We start from the raw sequence: 18816 nt of genomic DNA on the forward strand, positions 1-18816 counted from the left end.
ATGGAAGCCCTATATTTGCTGGTTCCCCTGAGCGTCGTGCTGGTCTTCGGCGCGCTCTGGATCTTCTTCAAAGCCTCCGACAACGGCCAGTTCGACGACCTTGTCGGCCCCGCGCTACGGGTGCTGCAGGATGACGACTCCAGCTCCTCCTAGCTCTTCCTCGTTCGGCCAATTTTGATCCACATCAAAGTTTTTTAGGTCCCACCCACGTAACCTTTGACATACATCATCAAAGCGTTCTTGGGAGAACACAAAGTGGATCAAGCACTCAACTACAACTACAAGATCGTGAAGCAATTCGCGATCGCCACGGTAGTCTGGGGCATCGTCGGTATGCTGGTCGGCGTCATCATCGCCGCCCAGCTGGCCTGGCCCAGCCTCAACCTCGACATCGCGTGGCTCACCTACGGGCGCTTGCGTCCCTTGCACACCAACGCGGTGATCTTCGCGTTCGGCATCTCCGGGCTGTTCGCCACTTCCTACTATGTCGTGCAGCGCACCTGCCAGGTGCGCCTGTTCTCGGACAAGCTGGCCGCGTTCACCTTCTGGGGCTGGCAAGCCGTGATCCTGAGCGCGGTGGTCACGCTGCCGATGGGCCTCACGCGCGGCAAGGAATACGCCGAGCTGGAATGGCCCATCACCATCCTGATCGCGCTGGTGTGGGTGGCCTACGCCGTGGTGTTCTTCGGCACCATCATCAAGCGCAAGGTGGAGCACATCTACGTGGCCAACTGGTTCTTCGGCGGCTACATCCTGGCGGTGACGCTGCTGCACGTGGTGAACGGCATGAGCATGCCTGCAACCTTGACCAAATCCTATTCCATGTACACCGGCGTGCAGGACGCCATGATCCAGTGGTGGTACGGCCACAACGCGGTGGGCTTCATCCTCACCGCCGGCTACCTGGGCATGGTGTACTACTTCATTCCGAAGCAGGCCGAGCGCCCCGTCTACTCCTACCGCCTGTCCATCGTCCACTTCTGGGCGCTGATCTTCACCTATATGTGGGCCGGCCCGCACCACCTGCACTACACCGCGCTGCCCGACTGGACCCAGTCGCTGGGCATGGTGTTCTCGCTGATCCTGCTGGCGCCATCGTGGGGCGGCATGATCAACGGCATGATGACCCTGTCGGGCGCATGGCACAAGCTGCGCACCGACCCCATCCTGAAGTTCATGATCGTCTCGCTGTCGTTCTACGGCATGGCCACCTTCGAGGGCCCGATGATGTCGATCAAGACCGTGAACGCGCTGTCGCACTACACCGACTGGGGCATCGCCCACGTCCACGGCGGCGCGCTGGGCTGGGTGGGCTTCATCACCATGGGTTCGATCTACTACCTGCTGCCGCGCCTGGCCGGCCAGAAGGCCATGTGGAGCACCAAGCTGATCGACCTGCACTTCTGGGTTGCCACCATCGGCATCGTGCTGTACATCGCCGCCATGTGGATTGCCGGCGTGATGCAGGGCCTGATGTGGCGCGCGGTTAACCCCGACGGCACCCTGACCTACACCTTCGTCGAGAGCGTGAAAGCCACCTATCCCTACTACGTGGTGCGCTTCACCGGCGGCCTGCTGTACCTGGGCGGCATGTGCCTGATGGGCTACAACACCTGGATGACGCTGCGCGGCCGCGCCCCCGTCACCGCCCGCATCCCTGAACTCAAGGCCGCATGAGTTCGGAACTATGACTACGGAGCTATGAAATGAAATTTTCGCATGAATGGATCGAGAAGAACCCCTGGCTGCTGATCGTGCTGGTGACACTGGTGGTGTCGGTGGGCGGCGCGGTGGAGATTGTGCCGCTGTTCTTCCAGAAATCGACCACCGAGCCGGTGGCGGGCCTGAAGCCTTACAGCCCGCTGCGCCTGGCCGGCCGCGACGTGTACGTGCGCGAAGGCTGCTACAACTGCCACTCGCAGATGGTGCGCCCGTTCCGCGCCGAGACGGAACGCTACGGCCACTATTCCGTGGCCGGCGAATTCGTCTACGACCGTCCCTTCCAGTGGGGCTCCAAGCGCACCGGTCCCGACCTGGCGCGCGTGGGCGGCCGCTATAGCGACGAATGGCACAAGACCCACCTGGCCAATCCGCGCGACGTGGTGCCGGAATCGAATATGCCGAACTACCCGTGGCTGGCCAGGGCCACGCTGAAACCGGCCGACATCGTGCCGCGCCTGCGCGCACTGCAGCGGCTGGGCGATCCCTACTCGGACGCCGAGATCGCCGCCGCACCGGCCGAGCTGGAAGGCAAGACCGAGGAAGACGCCCTGATCGCCTACCTGCAAGGCCTGGGCACCCAGATCAAGACGAGGAACTGACATGGAAAACCTGTTCGACAACGCCAGCCGCGTGATGACCGTTATCTCCTTCATCACCTTCATTGGCATCGTGGCGTGGGCGTACGCCCGCCGCAACCAGGCCAGCTTCGCGCAAGCCGCGCAACTGCCGTTCGCCGACGAGGAGGCAGATCATGTCTGACTTCACCAGCGGTTTCTGGAATTACTACATCGTCACGCTCACGCTGCTCGGCGTGTTCGGCTGCGCGGTGCTGCTATGGTCGCAGTCCAAGCACAAGGTCAAGGCCCTGAAGGACGTGAACGCCCCGGTGGGCACCACCGGCCATATCTGGGATGAAGACCTGACCGAGCTCAATACGCCCATGCCGCGCTGGTGGATGTGGCTGTTCTACATCACCATCGTATTCGGCCTGGCCTATCTGTTCCTGTACCCCGGCCTGGGCGACTACGCCGGCAAGCTGGGCTGGAAATCCAGCGGCCAGTACGGCGCCGAGCTGAAACAGGCCGAGGCCGAATACGGCCCGCTGTTCAACCAGTACCTGAAGCAGGAGCTGCAGGCGGTGGCGGCCGATCCGAAGGCGCAAGCCATCGGCGAGCGCCTGTTCCTGACCTACTGCGCGCAGTGCCACGGCTCGGATGCGCGCGGCAACAAGGGCTTCCCCAACCTGACCGACAAGGACTGGCTGTACGGCGGCGCGCCGGACATCATCAAGACCACCATCATGAACGGCCGCCACGGCATGATGCCGCCCATGGGCGCCGCCCTGGGCTCGGACAAGGATGTGGAAAACGTGGCGCACTACGTGCTCAGCCTCTCCGGCGGCGCTGCCGATCCGATCAAGGCGGTATTCGGCAAGGGCAAGTTCAACGCCTGCATGGGCTGCCACACCGGCGCAGGCACCGGCAACCAGGCCTTGGGCGCGCCCAACCTGACCGACAAGGTGTGGCTGTACGGCGGCAGCGCCGAGACCATCATGGAAACCATCCGCAAGGGCCGCAACAACACCATGCCGGCGTTCGCGGACTTCCTCGGCGAAGGCAAGGTGCACGTACTGGCCGCCTACGTCTGGGGCCTGTCGAATCAACCGGCTGTCGCCTCCGTGGCGGCGACGGCTCAAGGCAATGAACATGAACGCGCCGGAACAAGTCATTAAGATGTACGCGGCCCGCGAGGAGATTTATCCTCGCGAGACCAAGGGCCGCTACGCCAGCCTGCGCTGGGTGTTCGTCTGGCTCACGCAGCTGGCCTTCTACGGCACCCCGTGGCTGACGTGGAACGGCCGCCAGGCCTTGCTGTTCGACCTGGCGTCGCGCAAGTTCTACATCTTCGGCCTGGTGCTGTGGCCGCAGGACTTCATCTACCTGGCGGCGCTGCTCATCATCTGCGCCTACCTGCTGTTCCTGGCCACCGCCATCGCGGGGCGCGTGTGGTGCGGCTTCGCCTGCCCGCAGACGGTGTACACCGAGATCTTCCTCTGGATAGAGCGCAAGTTCGAGGGCACGCGCAGTGCGCGCATGCGGCTGGCCAAGGAAGGCGCCACCTTCAACAAGGCCTGGCGCAAGGGCGGCAAGCACCTGGCCTGGGGTGCGGTGGCGCTGTGGACCGGCTATACCTTCGTGGGCTACTTCACTCCCATCAAGTCGCTGGCGCACGAAGCGCTGACACTGAGCTTCGGACCGTGGGAGTGGTTCTGGGTGCTGTTCTACGCGCTGGCTACCTACGGCAACGCTGGCTGGCTGCGCGAGCAGGTATGCAAATACATGTGCCCCTATGCCCGCTTCCAGAGCTCGATGTTCGACCGCGACACGCTGATCATCACCTACGACGCCAAGCGCGGCGAGCCGCGCGGCCCGCGTGGCAAAGGCGGCAAGGGCGCCAACGGTTCGTGCATCGACTGCTCGATGTGCGTGCAGGTGTGCCCGGTGGGCATCGACATCCGCAAGGGCCTGCAGTACGAGTGCATCGGCTGCGCCGCCTGCGTGGACGCCTGCAACAGCGTGATGGACAAGATCGGCGAGCCGCGCGGCCTGGTGCTGTACAGCACCGACCACGCGCTGGCGGAACGCTACACGCCCAGGCAGATCCGCCAGCATGCGCTGCGCCCGCGCGTGCTGATCTACAGCGCCATCCTGCTGTTCATCATCTGCGCTGTGGGCACGGCATTGTGGCTGCGCACGCCGCTGAAGATGGACGTGATCCGTGACCGTGGCGCCATGGGCCGCGAGGTGGAAAACGGGATGATAGAGAACGTGTACCGCCTGCAGATCATGAACACGTCAGAACAGGCGCACCGCTACCGCATCAGCGTCTCGGGCCTGTCGACGCTGGAGCTGGTGACGGACAAGGAGGTGGAGCTGGCCGGCACGGAAACGCGCGCGGTGCCGGTGCGCCTGCGTACAGCCCATGGCGACGGCGCCAAAGGGTCGAACAAGATCGCCTTCGAGCTGAAGGCGCTGGACGATCCCGCGCTGCAGGTCAGGGAAAACGCGGTATTCATTGTGCCGCGATGAAGTGAAGGAGAAGATCATGCAAGCAAGCGTACCAAACCAGGCCTTTCCCGCGGCGCAGCCGTGGTGGTCGCAGCGCTGGCCATGGCTGCTGATGCTGGGGCCTTTCGTGGTGCTGGTGGCGGGCCTGTACACGGGATGGCTGGCCTTTTCACAGCCGGACTCGCTGGTGGTGGGCGACTACTACAAGCGCGGCAAGGCCATCAACCAGGACTTGCGGCGCGACCGTGCTGCCAGCGCGCTGGGGCTGTCGGCCGAGCTGCGCTACGACGTGGCGCGCGGCGTGCTCACCGGCGCTCTCGCCCACACCGGCGCTGGCCAGGCGGCACCACGGCGCGTGCTGCTGCACCTGGCGCACGCCACGCAGCCGGAACGCGATATCAAACTGGTGGTGGTGCCGGCCGCCGACGGCCGCTTCGCGGTGGCGCTACCGATGCTGGAGCGCAGCCGCTGGCAAGTGCTGCTGGAGGACGACAAGCGCGAATGGCGCCTGGAAGGCAGCTGGCAGTGGCCGGCGCAGCGCGAAGTAACGGTGCGGGCCGATTGAGCGTTGGCGGGTTACGCCGTTCCGGCTAACCCGCCCTACATGGGACAGGCGCGGTGTCGGCTGGCGTAACCGGCCGGCTCAGCCGCAGCGGTCCATTCCTGCCGTGATGGCCTTGAGCCGCGCGGGATCGAGCAATTCAATCTCGCGGTTACTCACCCTGAGCAGCCCCTCCTTCTTGAACTTCGACAGCAGGCGGCTGATGCTCTCAATGGTCAACCCCAGGTAATTGCCGATCTCCTCGCGCGACATGCGCAGCTGGAACTGCGTGGCCGAATAGCCGCGCGCCTCGTAGCGCGAGGACAGGTTGACGATGAAGGCCGCGAAGCGCTGCGTGGCCTGCATATTCCCCAGCAATAGCATCACGCTCTGCTCCCGCGTGATTTCCTGGCTCATCATCCGGTGAAAGTGGCGCAGCAGGGCCGGCATGTCGGCCAGCAGCTGCTGCAGGCTGGAAAACGGAATCTCGCACACTTCGCTATCCTCCAGCGCCATGGCATTGCAGTGGTGACGGTCGGTGCTGATCGCGTCCATGCCGAGCAGTTCACCCGCCATCTGGAAGCCGGTGACCTGCTCCGCGCCGTCCGCGTTGATCTGGTAGGTCTTGAAGTGCCCCAGCCGGATCGCATACAGGCTGGTAAACGGCGCGCCGATGCGGAACAGCGTACCGCCGCGCGGCACCTTGCGGCGCCGGCCGATGATCTGGTCCAGGCGGTCCATGTCGGCGGCGCCCAGTCCCATCGGCAGGCAAAGCTGGTGCATGCTGCAGGTGGCGCACTTGGCGCGCAGCACCTCCACCGTCACGCCGGGTATGGTCAGGGATGGGAGCTCGATAGTCATGCGTCCAGTGTAAACGATGCGCCCCCCGCGCCAGCCTAATCCGCAGTCAGGCGATCAGGTATTCGCGCGCCATCAGGCGCGCGCGGTGCAGCCGGCTTTTGGCGGCCGCCACGCTCAAGGCCAGTTCGGCCGCGATTTCGGCGATGCTCATTTCAGCGAAATCGCGCAGCAGTATCACCTCGCGGTAATCGGCCGGCAGCGACTCCAGCGCGTTGACCAGGTCGCGCCGCAGGCCGGCCGTGTCCTGCGCGGCCAGCCACTGCTCGGCACGCTCCTCGTCATACGGATCGTAGTTGAGCGCCAGCCGTCCCAGGCGGCGGCATTCGCGCTGCACCACCTTGAACAGCCAGCCCGAGAACGCCGCCAGCACGCGCACCGCTTCCAGGCGGCGCGACAGCACCAGCAGCGCTTCCTGCACCGCGTCGTCCACGTCGCTGATCAGGCAGGAACGCTGGGCATAGCGGCGGATGTCGGGCTGGCACAGGCGCAGCAACTGGGCCAGGGCCGCCGGGTCGCCGCTGTGGGCGGCTTGCAACACCGGTAAATAATGGTCAGACAGTGCCATTCTTTTTCGCTTTGTCGAGACGGCGGCCGACCATGGCGCACATGGGGCAGAAGCCGAACAGGCCGGAAACCGCGATGCCGGCCGCCGACGCCGCCAGCAGCACGCCCGGCGTGCCGCCCACGGCTAGCAGGCCGATAGCCATTGCCAGCAAACCCGCCACCACGCGCACCGCGCGCTCACCGTTTGGTACGTTTTTAACATAGAACATTTCGCTCTCCTGTAGAGTCTATCGCATCATGAGGACGTCCCTCGGCTACCAAGAGGCGGGCAAACCGGATTCGGATTCGCGGTTTCAAAAATATTTTGGTAGGCTACGCTCATGAGCGCTCACAAGAACCAACCCGGGAACCATCCCACGCCCCCCACGCTGGACCAGCACCTGTGCTTCAAGCTGTATTCGACGTCGCTGAAGATGACGCAGCACTACAAGCCCCTGCTGGCCGAACTCAATCTCACCTACCCGCAGTACCTGGTGATGGTGGTGCTGTGGGAGCAGGAAGGCCTGGGCATCAAGGATATCGCCCAGCGCCTGCAGCAGGACTCCGGTTCCATCACACCGCTGGTGAAGCGGCTGGAGGCGGAGGGCTACCTGCTGCGCGGACGCGATCCGCAGGACGAGCGCAACCGCGTGCTGACCCTGACCGCGAAGGGCCGCGACCTGCGCGCCGCCGGCCTGCGCGTGAGCCAGCAGTTCGCGCACGCCTGCGCCATTACCCACCAGGACGTGGAACAGCTGGCCAGTGGACTGGATAAGCTGAATAGCAACCTTTCCTGAATGGCCACGGCAGCCGCCGCCGTGCCCGGGCACTTTGCCGCATTGCCGCGCACGCCTTGCTAAAAAGTCACTTTGATAGGAGAATTCCCCAGCCTCCCCCATCAAGGTAGACATGAAACCTCTCGGCATCAAAGTCAAGGTTGCGCTGGCCACCAGCATCACCTCCGTCGTGATCGTGCTGCTGGTGACGGTATTGCAGATGCAGCGCATGGAAGCGGACTTCACGCGCGTGCTGTTCGCCCAGCAGACCGCCTTGATCAACCGCACCGCCGAGGAGCTGGACGACAAGCTCAATATGCTGCTGGGGATTATCGCCCTGTCAGCCAAGAATCAGCCGCTGGACATCGCCGGCGAGCGCGACGCACTGCGCGCCTACTACGCCGACCGCGCCGTGCTGTCCCTGTTCGACGACGTGCTGGTGCTCGACCCGCAAGGCCGCGTGATCGCCGACTTGCCGGTGGTACCGGGCCGGGTGGGCGTGGACGCCAGCGACCGCGCCTACTTCAAGCGCGTGATGGCCACGCGCCAGCCCTTGATCGCCGAACCGGTGGTCGGCCGCGCCGGCAAGCAGCCCATCGTGCAGATGGCGGCCCCGGTGCTGGACCACAAAGGCGAAGTGCGGGCAGTGCTGATCGGGGTGCTGCGCCTGTACAAGGACAATGTGCTGGGCCACCTGCGCACCGCCAAGGTCGGCCGCACCGGCTACTACTTCGCCGTGACGCGCTCCGAGGTGCCGCTGTACGTGCTGTATCCCGATCTGAACCGCCTGCTCAAGCCGCGCCCGCCGAACGCCAACCCGGCCACCACCCGTGCCCTGTACGAGGGCTTCGAAGGCACCGTCATCAGCACCAACAGCGTGGGCCTGCGCGCGCTCAACAGCTTCAAGACCCTGCGCTCGGTGGACTGGGTGCTGGCCGCCTCGCTCCCGGTGGAGGAAGCCTTCGAGCCGTTCGAGGGCATGCTGTTCCGGCTGGCCGCGTGGAGCTGCCTGGCCTCGCTGGCGGCCGCCGCGCTGATCGGCTGGCTCACCATGCGGCTGATGTCGCCCCTGGCGCAGCTGCGCGGCGCCATTGAACGCATGCGCGGCAACGCCAGCGACTACACGCCGATCGCGGTCAGGACGGAAGATGAAATCGGCGCGCTGGCGACAGCCTTCAACGCCCTGATGCAGGAGCGCCTGGCGGCCGACTCGCGCCTGCAGGACCTGATCGAACTGGCGCCCAACGCCTTCGTGGTGGTGGACGCGGACGGCCGCATCGAAACCTTCAACCGCCAGGCCGAACGTTATTTCGGCTTCGAGCGCCGGGAAGTGCTGGGGCAGCCGGTGGAAACACTGCTGCCCGCGCTGGAGCGCGAGGGGCACGTGCGTCTGCGGGAAGGCTTCTCTGCCACGCGGCTCACGCCCGAGCCGGTGCGCATGGGCGGCGGGCGCCAGCTGTTCGGCCAGCGCAAGGACGGCAGCAGCTTCCCGGTCGAGATTAACCTGAGCGCGATCCAGACCGGCGAGGGCGCCAAGAAGGTGCTGGCCATGATCGCCGATATCACCGAGCGGCATCGCCTGCAGCTGGAACTGGAGGCGCGCGCGGCGGAACTGGAGCAGGCGCGCGACCGCGCCGAGGCGGCCAACCGCGCCAAGAGCGACTTCGTGGCCAATATGAGCCATGAGATCCGCACCCCCATGAACGCCGTGCTGGGCATGGCCTACCTGCTCGGCAATACGCCGCTGACGGCGCAGCAGCGCAAATTCCTCAACATGGTGCAGTCCTCGGGCCGCACCCTGCTGGCCATCCTGAACGACGTGCTGGACTTCTCCAAGATCGAGGCGCGCCGCATGGAACTGGCGCCCACCGATTTCGACCTGGACGAGGTGATGAGCACCCTGGCCACCACCATGACCATGAACGCCGGCGAGAAGGAGCTGGAACTGGCCATCGCGGTGGAACCGGATGTGCCGCGCCTGCTGCACGGCGACGCCCTGCGGCTGCAGCAGATCCTGGTGAACCTGGCCGGCAACGCCGTCAAGTTCACGCAGCAGGGCGAGGTGGTGGTGCGGGTCAGCGTGGAGCAGCCGGCGGCCGCCGGGACGCAGGACAAGCGCGCCATCCTGCGCTTCGACGTCAGCGACACCGGCATCGGCATCAGCGAAGCGCAGCTGGGGCACCTGTTCGGCGCCTTCTCGCAGGGCGACGAGAGCATTACGCGGCGCTTCGGCGGCACCGGACTGGGACTGGCCATCACGCGCCGGCTGATCGAGCTCATGGGCGGCAAGGTATCGGTGCACAGCGTGGAGGGCAAGGGCAGCCGCTTCTGGTTCAGCCTGCCGTTCACGGTGCTGCCGGCGGCGCCGCGGCGCCAGCCCGCGCTGGGCGACCTGCGCCTGCTGGTGGCGGACGACAGCGGCACCACGCGCGACCTGGTGGGCAAGCTGGTACGGGCCTGGGGCTGGAAGGCCGACGAGGCGGCCAGCGGCGCCGAAGCGGTGGCGCGCTTCCGCGCGCAGCGCCAGAACGGCCAGCCGTACGACGTGGTGCTGGCCGACTGGCATATGCCGGGCGTGGACGGCGTGGCCATCGCGCGGGCGGTGCGCGACGCGGCCGGACAGGACGCGCAGCCCATCGTGGTCATGGTGAACGCCTTCGCGCGTGACCAGCTGGAGGAGATTTCCAGCGCACCGGAGGCGGATGTGGTGCTGGTCAAGCCCATCACCAGCTCCAGCCTGTTCGACGCGCTGCACCAGGCCCTGGCGGCCAAGGGCGGCGAAGAAAGCGCCGCGCAGGCCGAAGGCATCGCCGGACGCCTGGCCGGCCGCCACTTCCTGCTGGTCGAGGACAACCTGCTGAACCAGGCGGTGGCGCGCGGTATCCTCGAGCTGGCCGGCGCCACGCTGGACGTGGTGGGCGACGGCCAGCAGGCGGTGGACATCCTGCGCGACCATGCGGACCGCTACGACATCGTCCTGATGGACATGCAGATGCCGGTGATGGACGGCTTCAGCGCCACCGCCATGCTGCGCCGCGAGTTCAAGCTGACCCTGCCCGTGATCGCCATGACCGCCGGCGTGCTGGCCTCGGAACGGGACCGCTGCCTGGAAGCCGGCATCACCGACTTCATTCCCAAGCCGGTGGTGGTGGAGGAAATGATGGCGGTAATACAGCGCCACCTGCCCGGCGCGCGCGCCGGCGCGGCAGGGCCGGCTGCCGCTGCGTTGCCGCCGGCCCTTGCTGCGCCAGCGCCCGTGCCGGAACAGGCCGGGGACAGCGCGGAGCCGCTGTTCAGCATGGACAGCCTGATGCGCGTGATGGGCAAGGACCCGAAAGGACGCGAGGTGATGTTCAAGATGGTGCGCGGCGCGCTGGCCGGCGGCATGCAGCCGATGGACGACGCCGAGGCCGCCCTGCAGGAAGGCCGTCCGGCGGACGCTGCGCGGGTGCTGCACGGCATGCGCGGCGCTATTGGCGTGCTGGGGGCCAAGCGCCTGGTCCGCGTCACGCTGGAAGCCGAAAGCGCCATCGCGCAGCAGCGCGCGGCCGAACTTCCGGCGCGCCTGGCCGAGGTGCGCAGCGTGCTGGACGCCACCCTGCGCGATGCGGCAGACTGGCTGGAGCGGACCGACCGCTAGCCCTGCTGCCCGCGCGCGGCACGCTTGATGGCCTGCGGCGGCTGGCCATAGGCGCGCAGGAAGGCGCGCCGCATGCGTTCCGGGTCGGCGAAGCCGGTCTCGCGCGCCACCACGTCGATGGACAGGTTGCCCGCCTCGATCAGCGCGCGCGCCGCCTCCACCCGCAGCACCTCCACCGCGCGCGCCGGCGACTGCCCTGTCTCGACACGGAAGGTGCGGCTGAACTGCCGCCTGCTCAGGTGCGCCGCGTCGGCCAGTTCGTCCACCGACAGCGGCTTTTGCAGGTTGCTCTTGGCGTAGGTGAGCGCCACCTGGATACGGTCCGATTTCGGCTCCAGCTCCAGCAGCGCCGAGAACTGCGACTGGCCGCCGCTGCGGCGGTGGTACACCACCATCTTGCGCGCCACCGCCTTGGCCAGCTCCACGCCATGGTCGGCCTCCACCATCGCCAGCGACAGGTCGATGCAGGCGGTCATGCCGGCCGAAGTCCAGACGCGGCCGTCATGGATGAAGATGCGGTCTTCCTCCACCTTTACCTTGGGATACATGCGCTGCAGCGCGCGCGCCTGGCCCCAGTGGGTGGTGGCGCGCCGCCCGTCCAGCAGGCCCGCTTCGGCCAGGAAGAAGGCGCCGGTACAGATACCCGCCGTGCGGCGCGACAGCGCGCTGGCCGAACGCAGGAAGTCGACAAAGCCGGGCGTCGAGACGATCAGCTCCATGGAACCGGCCACCATCACCGTGTCGAAGCTGTGGCCGTCGAACGGCTCCGTCATCACCGGCACGCCGGAGGAGCTGGCCACCGCGCCGCCATGCTCGGACAGCAGCACCATCCGGTAACAGCTTTCGCCCTTGAGCTCATTGGCCACTTCGAACACGGTGGTGACCGCCAGATCCAGCACCTGGAAGCGGGGGAAGAGCATCAGCCCTATTTTGCGTGTCATGATGATGTCCCAAAATGAGGTATATATGGCATACGGGACTCAATCTAGGCGCATACACTGCCCTTGTCAACCAACTCTCAAGGACAGCAACCATGAACACCACCGCACATCCCGGCATTGCCCTCATCACCGGCGCCTCCACCGGCATCGGCGCGCGCTACGCGCAGCGCCTGGCCGAGCGCGGCTACGACCTGATCCTGGTCGCCCGCAACCGCGAGCGCCTGCAGGCTGTCGCCACCGGGGTCGCCGCCGCCACCGGCCGCAAGGTGGAGATCCTCGCCGCCGACCTGTCGCAGGAGTCTGGCCTGGCGCTGGTGCAGGAGCGCCTGGCGAACGACGCCGGCATCACCATGCTGGTGAATAACGCCGGCCTGGGCGCCACCGCGCCGCTGGTCGATTCGAAGCAGGCAGACCTGGACCGCATGATCTTCCTGAACGTGCACGCGCTCACTCGCCTCACGCACGCCGTGGCGCCGGCCTTCGCCGCGCGCGGCCGTGGCACCATCATCAACATTTCCTCCATCGTTGCGGTGGCGCCGGAAGTGCTGAACGGCACCTACGGCGGCAGCAAGGCCTATGTGCTGGCGTTCACGCAGTCGCTCCAGCACGAGCTGGGCGCGAAAGGGGTGCGCGTGCAGGCCGTGCTGCCGGGCGCCACCGGCACGGAGTTCTGGGACCATGCCGGCGTGCCGGTGGCCCACCTGCCGGGCGAGATCGTCATGAACGTGAACGACCTGGTGGACGCGGCACTGGCCGGACTGGACCTGGGCGAAGTGGTGACCATCCCGTCGCTGCCGGACCGCGCCGACTGGGACAAGTTCGAAGCCGCCCGCCTGGCCATGGGCCCGAATCTCTCGCGCAGCAAGCCCGCCGCGCGTTATACCGCCTAAGCCGCAGCTTAGCCCCAGGCACCCAGCCTGGCCTTGACGGCGGCCAGGTGGCGGTCGCTGACGGGCACGATGTCCCCGCAGCGCAGCTCCGCCTGGTAACTGCCGTCGCCTTGCGCGTCCAGCCTGGCGATCTGGCCGACGCGCACGATAGCGCTGCGGTGCACGCGCAGGAAGCAGGCCGGGTTCAGGTGCTGCTCCAGGCGGCTCAGCGTCACCCGGTGCAGCACGCGGCGCGAGGCCAGGTGCAGCTCGACATAGTTGCCGGCCGCCTCCATCCACAGCACTTCCTCCAGCTGCACACATTCGATGCGGCCGACAGAACGCACGCTGAGCTGCTGCCAATAGGCTGGCGGCTGCTCTGCGTGCGCCGGCGCCTGCGCGGTATGCTGCGCATAGGCCCGCAAAGCCGCGCCGTAGTTGGCGCGCTGGCGCTGCGCCAGCATGGCCTGAGCGCGCTCCACCGTTTGCGCAAAGCGCTGGTCGTCGAAGGGCTTGAGCAGGTAGTCCAGCGCATGCACCTCGAAGGCCTCCACCGCGTAGACGTTGTAGGCGGTGACGAACACGATCAGCGGCGGCTCCTGCCGCTGCGCCAGTTCGCGCGCCAGCACCAGGCCGGACTCGTTCGGCATCTGGATATCCAGGAACACCACATCGATATCGGCCTGCGCCAGGGCGGCCCGCGCGGCTGCGGCGCCGGCGCATTCAGTCACCACCTGCCACTGCGGATGGTCGGCCAGAGCAAAGCGCAGGTTGATGCGGCCCGGCTCCTCGTCGTCCACAATCAACGCCCGTACCGGCGTCATGCGGCGCGCTCCAGCGGCATGCGCACTTCGGCCACAAAACGGCCAGCGTCGCGCCGCGTGCTCAGCGAGGCAGCACTGCCCGCCGCCATCTGCAAGCGTGCCTGCGTGCTGCGCAAACCCAGCCCCAGTCCCGGATTCGGCGACGCCGCATGGGCCAGCGGATTACTGATGCGTATCAGCAGCTGCTCGCCCTCGCGCGCCAGCTCCAGGCGTATATCGCTGACACCGTCGTGGCAATCCAGATCGTGGCGCAGCGCGTTCTCCACCAGCGGCTGCAGCAGCAGGGGCGGGCAGTCCGCGCCCAGCACGGCGCCATGGCCGCCTTCGATGCTGACGCGAAGGCGCTCGCCATAGCGCAGGCGCTGCAGATCCAGATAGTCGCGCACGAACTGCAGTTCATCGGCCACACTCACCCAGTCGCGCGAACTGGCGGCCAGCGCATAGCGCAGCAAGTCGCTCAGGCGGCTGATGCCGGTCAGCGCCACGCGCTTATCGTCCGAGCGCACCAGCGCACTGATGGCGTTGAGCGCATTGAAGATGAAGTGCGGCTCCAGCTGGCTGCGCAGCGCCAGGAGGCGCTGCTGTTCCAGCTCCAGGCGCAGCGACAGGTTATCGGTCTGCGCCTGCCGCCACGCCTGCTCGCGCGCGCGGCCCTGCTGCCAGGCGCATACCGCCACCACGGCGATGTAGGTGAAGCTGGTCCATGCCAGTTCCATGAACAGGTCAAAGTTGTGCAGGCGCTGCACGGCGGCCCATACGCTCGGCAGCGACAGCTCCGCGCCGCCCCGCACCGCGTACACGGCGCCGACATAGGCCAGCTCCAGCGGCACGAACAGCAGCAGCACCAGTGCGTACACGGCGGCGATGCTGCGCACCCGGCCCAGCAGCGCTGCGTAGCGCGAGAACAGCAGGTACATGCCGCTGCTGAACACCATCAGCAGCAGGTGCGTGCTGCACCAGTTCCAGAGCGGCACGGCGTACGACCGCGTCATGCCTTCGCGCAGGCCGTCGCCATAACTGCCAAGCGCGCCTAGCGCACACAAGGTGGTCCACAGGACGGCGTTGATCGCCAGCACCCGGATGGCGTAGAGACAGGAATTCATAGGCCTGAAGTATACCGGCAGCAGGCAGCGGCATGGCGGTGCGCGGACACAATTCGTCCCGCGCCCGGGCGGCTTCGTCACATGGCGGAGGCGAGCAGGCGGCGGCGTCACTACACTCGCATCCTCGATCAACCACACCCGCGCTGCACATGAACAAGTCCCGCCGCTTCCAATTCTGCGCCCTGGCCGGTGCGCTCCACGCCAGCGCATACGCTGTAGCTGATCCAGCACCAAGCCCGGAAATGGCGCGCGTGGAAGTGGCCGGCCCCGGTGCCGGGAACCTGCGCCGCAACGACACGGCGGGCAAAATCGTCGTGGGGCGGGACGAGCTGCTGCAGTTCGGCGACAACGCCCTGTCCGGCGTGCTGAAACGGCTGCCCGGACTGTCGATGGCGGGCAGCGAAGTGCGCATGCGGGGCCTGGGCGCGGGCTACACGCAAATCCTCATCAACGGCGACCCGGCACCGCCGGGCTTTGCCATCGATACCCTGGCGCCGGAACTGATCGAACGCATCGAGATCATGCGCACCACCTCGGCGGAGTTCAGTGCACAGGCGGTGGCGGGCAGCGTCAACATCGTGCTCAGGAAAGGCGCCAGCCGCGCCCAGCGCGACCTGAAGCTGCAAGCCGAACATGACCAGCGCTGGAATCCCAGCGCCACCATGCAGCTGTCCGGCCGCGACGGAGGCTACGCCTACGCGCTGGCGGGCACCCTCTCGCGCACGGGCTACGACAACGGCGCGCGGATCAGCGAAACGCTGGCCGACGGGAGCGGGCAGGTTGGCACGCGCCGCCTATTCGACGAACGCTACCTCGGCAGCATCGCCAAAGCCAGCCTGGCGCCGCGCCTGAACTGGACGCTGGACAGCGGCGACACCCTGTCCTGGCAAAGCCTGGTCGACGTGGCGCGGATCGACAACCACGGCGGCGCGCGCGAAACCACGTTGCAGGGCAGCGCGACGCGCTCGCCCATCAGCAGCTACCGCTCCCGCATCCATAACGACGCGCTGCGCAGCGACGCCAGCTGGGCCCACCGAACGGGCGGGGACGGCAAACTCACCGTCAAGGCGGGCATCGCCATCAACCAGCGCGACATCGACTATGCCTTCCATGGCGCCGACGCGGCCGGCGTGCCGTGGCTGGTGCGCAAAGTGACCTCCAGCGCCAGCGACAACAGCGCCGCCAGCAGCGGCAAGTACCTTACGCCGCTGTGGCCCGGCCACAGCTTCGGCGCCGGCTGGGACGGCAGCCTGACGCGCCGCCGCGAGACCCGGCTGCAGCGCGACAACACGCCCCAGGGCGCGCCGCTCTACACGCTGGACCAGGACTACACGGCGGACGTGAAGCGCCTTGCCGTGTACGCGCAGGACGAATGGGACGTGACGCCGCGCCTGCAAGCCTACCTGGGCCTGCGCTGGGAAAGCCTGGACACCGCCACCGTGGGCCGCGCCATGGCGCGCGCGCAAAGCGGCTCCAGCGTCTGGAGCCCGGTGCTGCAAATGCTGTGGAAGCTGCCCGGGCGCGAACGCGACCAGCTGCGGCTTGCCCTGTCCCGTACCTACAAGGCGCCGCTGACGCGCAACCTGGTGCCGCGCCGCTACACCATCAACAACGGCAACGGCCCCACCAACCCGGACGTGGAAGGCAACCCTGACCTGCGGCCGGAACTCGCGTGGGCCGTGGATGCCGGCTACGAATCGTACTTCGGGAAGGGCGGGGTGGTGAGCGTGTCCGCGTACGCGCGCCGCATCAGTGGCGTGACGGTACAGCGCCTGTTCCAGGACGGCGCCACCTGGGTCAGCACCTTTGCCAACGGCGGCCGCGCCGAATCGCATGGCCTGGAATTCGACGCGAAGCTGCCGCTGGCCGCGCTATATCCGGGCGCGCCCGCCATCGACCTGCGCGCCAACGCCAGCCGCAACTGGTCCCGCCTGGACAGCGTGCCGGGGCCGCACAACCGGCTGGCCGAGCAGACGCCGCTCACGGCCAACCTCGGCCTGGACTACCGCTTGACGGCGGCATGGACCACGGGCTTCAACTTCAACTACCTGGGCGGCGGCCCGGCCCGCATCACGCCCGCCCTGAGCAGCGACGCCGGCCCGGTGCGCACGCTGGACGTGTACGCGCTGTGGAAAACCGGCAAAGCCAGCCAGCTGCGCCTGTCCGTGGCCAATGCGCTGCGCCAGGACCGCCGCAGCGCGCAGTATTACGCGGACGCCGCCGGCAGTACCGCGCGCAGCACCGTGGCACCGACCGCCGGCGGCGTACGCCTGCAGTACGAGGCGCCGCTGTAGCAACGGCACGCGATCCATGCGCTAGAATCATGTATCGCCTTGCCGGAGCCGCCATGCAGAACCGCCTCGTTTCCCTGCCACCGCTGGACGCGCTGCGCGGCTTTGTCGCCGCAGCGCGGCGCATGAGCATCACTGCGGCGGCGGACGATCTGTGCCTGACGCAGTCCGCGGTCAGCCGCCAGATCCAGACCCTGGAGGAACGCCTCGGCACGCCGCTGTTCACGCGCAGCAACCGCAGCATCGCGCTCACGGCGGCGGGCGAGCAGCTGTTCCAGCTTGCCTCGCCGTGGATGGACCGGCTGTTGGACCTGGCCGAATCGCTGCGTGAAGACACTCACGTCCGGCCGGTGACCGTGTCGGCCAGCATGGGTGTGGCGTCGCTGTGGCTGCTGCCACGGCTGGGCGAGTTCCAGACCGCGTATCCGCACATCGACGTACGCGTGGCGACCAGCAACCGGGTGCTGGACCTGGAACGCGACGGCATCGACCTCGCCATCCGCTACAGCCCCGCCTCGCATGCGACGCAAGGCGGGCTGCCGCTATTCGACGAGGCGGTAGCGCCGGTGGCCAGTCCGGCGGTGGCAGCCAGCGCCTTCAGCCGGCCGGACGCGCTGCTGGAACACGTGCTGCTGGACCTGGACGACAAGGTCGGGCCATGGCTGCACTGGGAATACTGGCTCAGGGAGCAGGGACTGGGGCAGCGCAAGCCCAAAGGGCGGCTGCACTTCAACCATTACGACCAGCTGATCCACGCCGCCGCCGGCGGGCATGGCGTGGCCGTGGGACGGCTGCCGCTGCTGCTGCCCATGCTCAGCGACGGCCGCCTGGTCGCGCGCATGGACAAAAGCCTGCACGTGGACGACTACCGCTACTGGCTGATGGCGGCGCCCGGCCAGCAGCGCGCGGAAGTGGCAGTGTTCCGCGACTGGCTGCTGCAACAGGCAGCGCTTACGTCGCAGGCGCTGGCGCAGGCCGGCTGCGCCAGCGCCTAGCCGGCGGGCGCGCACTCAAAGCGCGCGATGCCGAGCCGCTTGCGGGCAGCCTCCAGTGCCTTGGCGACGCTGTCCGCCGACTTCAAGTCCTCCGGCCGCAACTGCCGGCTGGCGGCATCCGAATAGCAGTAGCCCGCGCCCGGTGCGCCGGACAGGTAGACCAGCGGCACGGCCACCTGGGCCGGCGCCGCGTTCGACTGCACCCGCAAGGCATGCACCACGTCCAGCAGGCCGTCGCCGTTCAGGTCGACATAGCGGGTGTCGGCCGCGCCGGCGCAATCATCGAAATTAGCTTGCGGTGGCAGACTCACTACCGTCAGCTCCTTCAGGTCCGCCGACGCCGTCACCAGGCGGCAATAGGAATTGGTGGTGCCCTTGTAGCGCACCCGGGCCGGCAACAGCAGCAGCGGCGCGTGGCCCCCAGCGGCGCCGGACCAGAAAACCTTCTTCTCCACGGTGGCTGAGGCGATCGGGTCCTCCAGCAAATCCGGCTGCTTTTGCAGCACAGCCGCCAGCCGGCCGCTCGCCTCGCGCACCTCCTGCGGGGTGGCAGCCCTGGGCTGGCTTTGCGCGCACGCGGCGCCCGTAGCGCACGTACCCAGCAACAGGAGCTTTACGACGTGCTGCAGTGGAATCGCCATA

Annotated in this window: 19 protein-coding genes; 12 read left to right on the plus strand and 7 right to left on the minus strand. The window is 67.3% G+C overall.

Going from position 1 to position 18816, the window contains the following annotated elements; all coding sequences use genetic code 11:
- The 7 genes from ccoS to ASC94_RS21420 all read left to right on the plus strand — a co-directional run bounded on the left by ccoS (position 1) and on the right by ASC94_RS21420 (position 5355).
- A complete protein-coding gene (ccoS, locus tag ASC94_RS21390; protein ID WP_056400286.1) occupies positions 1-153 on the plus strand; it encodes a cbb3-type cytochrome oxidase assembly protein CcoS in 153 nt (50 codons plus the stop codon).
- A 102-nt stretch (positions 154-255) separates the two neighbouring features.
- Positions 256-1677: a cytochrome-c oxidase, cbb3-type subunit I gene (gene ccoN, locus ASC94_RS21395; RefSeq protein WP_056401473.1), complete on the plus strand. Its 1422-nt coding sequence runs from the start codon at positions 256-258 to the stop codon at positions 1675-1677.
- Positions 1678-1706: 29 nt separating this feature from the next.
- Positions 1707-2321, plus strand: coding sequence for a cytochrome-c oxidase, cbb3-type subunit II (gene ccoO / locus ASC94_RS21400; protein ID WP_056400289.1), 615 nt, complete (start codon positions 1707-1709; stop codon positions 2319-2321).
- A 1-nt stretch (position 2322) separates the two neighbouring features.
- The gene (locus tag ASC94_RS21405; protein ID WP_056400291.1) at positions 2323-2481 is read left to right on the plus strand and encodes a CcoQ/FixQ family Cbb3-type cytochrome c oxidase assembly chaperone; all 159 of its coding nucleotides are present in this window, start codon (positions 2323-2325) and stop codon (positions 2479-2481) included.
- Entirely contained in the window at positions 2474-3454 is a 981-nt protein-coding gene (gene ccoP / locus ASC94_RS21410) for a cytochrome-c oxidase, cbb3-type subunit III (RefSeq protein ID WP_056400292.1), read from the plus strand. The genes ASC94_RS21405 and ccoP overlap by 8 nt, the downstream gene beginning before the upstream one ends.
- Entirely contained in the window at positions 3429-4811 is a 1383-nt protein-coding gene (gene ccoG / locus ASC94_RS21415) for a cytochrome c oxidase accessory protein CcoG (RefSeq protein WP_373888132.1), read from the plus strand. Before ccoP ends, ccoG begins: the two co-directional genes overlap by 26 nt.
- Positions 4812-4827: 16 nt before the next feature.
- Positions 4828-5355, plus strand: a complete 528-nt coding sequence (locus ASC94_RS21420; protein ID WP_056401477.1) for a FixH family protein — start codon at positions 4828-4830, stop codon at positions 5353-5355.
- A gap of 78 nt (positions 5356-5433) precedes the next feature.
- On the opposite strand, the gene fnr is transcribed toward ASC94_RS21420, so the two are convergent.
- Genes fnr through ASC94_RS21435 form a run of 3 tightly spaced genes read right to left on the minus strand, consistent with a single transcriptional unit; the run spans position 5434 to position 6965 of the window.
- Positions 5434-6192: a fumarate/nitrate reduction transcriptional regulator Fnr gene (gene fnr / locus ASC94_RS21425; RefSeq protein ID WP_056400297.1), complete on the minus strand. Its 759-nt coding sequence runs from the start codon at positions 6190-6192 to the stop codon at positions 5434-5436.
- A 46-nt stretch (positions 6193-6238) separates the two neighbouring features.
- Positions 6239-6757, minus strand: a complete 519-nt coding sequence (locus ASC94_RS21430) for an RNA polymerase sigma factor (RefSeq protein ID WP_056400299.1) — start codon at positions 6755-6757, stop codon at positions 6239-6241.
- On the minus strand, positions 6744-6965 hold the full coding sequence (locus ASC94_RS21435; RefSeq protein WP_056400303.1) for a DUF2892 domain-containing protein: 222 nt from the start codon (positions 6963-6965) through the stop codon (positions 6744-6746). The genes ASC94_RS21430 and ASC94_RS21435 overlap by 14 nt, the downstream gene beginning before the upstream one ends.
- 111 nt (positions 6966-7076) lie before the next feature.
- Between ASC94_RS21435 and ASC94_RS21440 the strand changes: the two genes are divergently transcribed.
- Positions 7077-7532 (plus strand): MarR family winged helix-turn-helix transcriptional regulator, encoded by a 456-nt coding sequence (locus tag ASC94_RS21440; protein WP_056400306.1) that lies wholly within the window; start codon positions 7077-7079, stop codon positions 7530-7532.
- Between the two features lie 112 nt (positions 7533-7644).
- Positions 7645-11151 (plus strand): response regulator, encoded by a 3507-nt coding sequence (locus ASC94_RS21445; protein WP_056400312.1) that lies wholly within the window; start codon positions 7645-7647, stop codon positions 11149-11151.
- Here the strand turns inward: ASC94_RS21445 and ASC94_RS21450 are convergent.
- Complete coding sequence (locus ASC94_RS21450) at positions 11148-12092, minus strand: GlxA family transcriptional regulator (protein WP_056400317.1); 945 nt, start codon at positions 12090-12092, stop codon at positions 11148-11150. The genes ASC94_RS21445 and ASC94_RS21450 overlap by 4 nt on opposite strands.
- A 92-nt stretch (positions 12093-12184) precedes the next feature.
- Between ASC94_RS21450 and ASC94_RS21455 the strand changes: the two genes are divergently transcribed.
- On the plus strand, positions 12185-12982 hold the full coding sequence (locus ASC94_RS21455; RefSeq protein ID WP_056400320.1) for an SDR family oxidoreductase: 798 nt from the start codon (positions 12185-12187) through the stop codon (positions 12980-12982).
- Positions 12983-12990: 8 nt separating this feature from the next.
- Here ASC94_RS21455 and ASC94_RS21460 read toward each other — a convergent pair whose 3' ends face one another.
- Both ASC94_RS21460 and ASC94_RS21465 read right to left on the minus strand, forming a co-directional pair.
- The gene (locus ASC94_RS21460; RefSeq protein ID WP_056400322.1) at positions 12991-13785 is read right to left on the minus strand and encodes a LytTR family DNA-binding domain-containing protein; all 795 of its coding nucleotides are present in this window, start codon (positions 13783-13785) and stop codon (positions 12991-12993) included.
- A complete protein-coding gene (locus ASC94_RS21465; protein ID WP_056400325.1) occupies positions 13782-14888 on the minus strand; it encodes a sensor histidine kinase in 1107 nt (368 codons plus the stop codon). The genes ASC94_RS21460 and ASC94_RS21465 overlap by 4 nt, the downstream gene beginning before the upstream one ends.
- A gap of 149 nt (positions 14889-15037) precedes the next feature.
- Here ASC94_RS21465 and ASC94_RS21470 point away from each other — a divergent pair, with 149 nt between their 5' ends.
- Both ASC94_RS21470 and ASC94_RS21475 read left to right on the plus strand, forming a co-directional pair.
- Positions 15038-17182 carry a TonB-dependent siderophore receptor gene (locus ASC94_RS21470; RefSeq protein ID WP_229417363.1) on the plus strand — a complete coding sequence of 715 codons (2145 nt, stop codon included), beginning with the start codon at positions 15038-15040 and terminating at the stop codon, positions 17180-17182.
- 53 nt (positions 17183-17235) lie between these two features.
- A complete protein-coding gene (locus tag ASC94_RS21475; RefSeq protein ID WP_056400330.1) occupies positions 17236-18174 on the plus strand; it encodes a LysR substrate-binding domain-containing protein in 939 nt (312 codons plus the stop codon).
- On the opposite strand, the gene ASC94_RS21480 is transcribed toward ASC94_RS21475, so the two are convergent.
- A complete protein-coding gene (locus ASC94_RS21480) occupies positions 18171-18815 on the minus strand; it encodes a hypothetical protein (protein ID WP_056400335.1) in 645 nt (214 codons plus the stop codon). The two genes, ASC94_RS21475 and ASC94_RS21480, sit on opposite strands and share 4 nt — an antisense overlap.
- Position 18816 lies beyond the last annotated feature (1 nt).

The sequence above is a fragment of the Massilia sp. Root418 genome (genome assembly GCF_001425265.1).
Taxonomy (GTDB): domain Bacteria; phylum Pseudomonadota; class Gammaproteobacteria; order Burkholderiales; family Burkholderiaceae_D; genus Rugamonas.

Coding starts and splice junctions, on each gene's coding strand:
- ASC94_RS21445 (WP_056400312.1), top strand. CDS start 7,645: ATGAAACCTCTCGGCATCAAAGTCAAGGTTGCGCTGGCCACCAGCATC.
- fnr (WP_056400297.1), bottom strand. CDS start 6,192: ATGACTATCGAGCTCCCATCCCTGACCATACCCGGCGTGACGGTGGAG.
- ASC94_RS21405 (WP_056400291.1), top strand. CDS start 2,323: ATGGAAAACCTGTTCGACAACGCCAGCCGCGTGATGACCGTTATCTCC.
- ASC94_RS21480 (WP_056400335.1), bottom strand. CDS start 18,815: ATGGCGATTCCACTGCAGCACGTCGTAAAGCTCCTGTTGCTGGGTACG.
- ASC94_RS21460 (WP_056400322.1), bottom strand. CDS start 13,785: ATGACGCCGGTACGGGCGTTGATTGTGGACGACGAGGAGCCGGGCCGC.
- ccoS (WP_056400286.1), top strand. CDS start 1: ATGGAAGCCCTATATTTGCTGGTTCCCCTGAGCGTCGTGCTGGTCTTC.
- ASC94_RS21455 (WP_056400320.1), top strand. CDS start 12,185: ATGAACACCACCGCACATCCCGGCATTGCCCTCATCACCGGCGCCTCC.
- ASC94_RS21440 (WP_056400306.1), top strand. CDS start 7,077: ATGAGCGCTCACAAGAACCAACCCGGGAACCATCCCACGCCCCCCACG.
- ccoG (WP_373888132.1), top strand. CDS start 3,429: ATGAACGCGCCGGAACAAGTCATTAAGATGTACGCGGCCCGCGAGGAG.
- ASC94_RS21450 (WP_056400317.1), bottom strand. CDS start 12,092: ATGACACGCAAAATAGGGCTGATGCTCTTCCCCCGCTTCCAGGTGCTG.
- ASC94_RS21420 (WP_056401477.1), top strand. CDS start 4,828: ATGCAAGCAAGCGTACCAAACCAGGCCTTTCCCGCGGCGCAGCCGTGG.
- ccoP (WP_056400292.1), top strand. CDS start 2,474: ATGTCTGACTTCACCAGCGGTTTCTGGAATTACTACATCGTCACGCTC.
- ASC94_RS21475 (WP_056400330.1), top strand. CDS start 17,236: ATGCAGAACCGCCTCGTTTCCCTGCCACCGCTGGACGCGCTGCGCGGC.
- ASC94_RS21470 (WP_229417363.1), top strand. CDS start 15,038: ATGAACAAGTCCCGCCGCTTCCAATTCTGCGCCCTGGCCGGTGCGCTC.
- ASC94_RS21430 (WP_056400299.1), bottom strand. CDS start 6,757: ATGGCACTGTCTGACCATTATTTACCGGTGTTGCAAGCCGCCCACAGC.
- ASC94_RS21435 (WP_056400303.1), bottom strand. CDS start 6,965: ATGTTCTATGTTAAAAACGTACCAAACGGTGAGCGCGCGGTGCGCGTG.
- ASC94_RS21465 (WP_056400325.1), bottom strand. CDS start 14,888: ATGAATTCCTGTCTCTACGCCATCCGGGTGCTGGCGATCAACGCCGTC.
- ccoO (WP_056400289.1), top strand. CDS start 1,707: ATGAAATTTTCGCATGAATGGATCGAGAAGAACCCCTGGCTGCTGATC.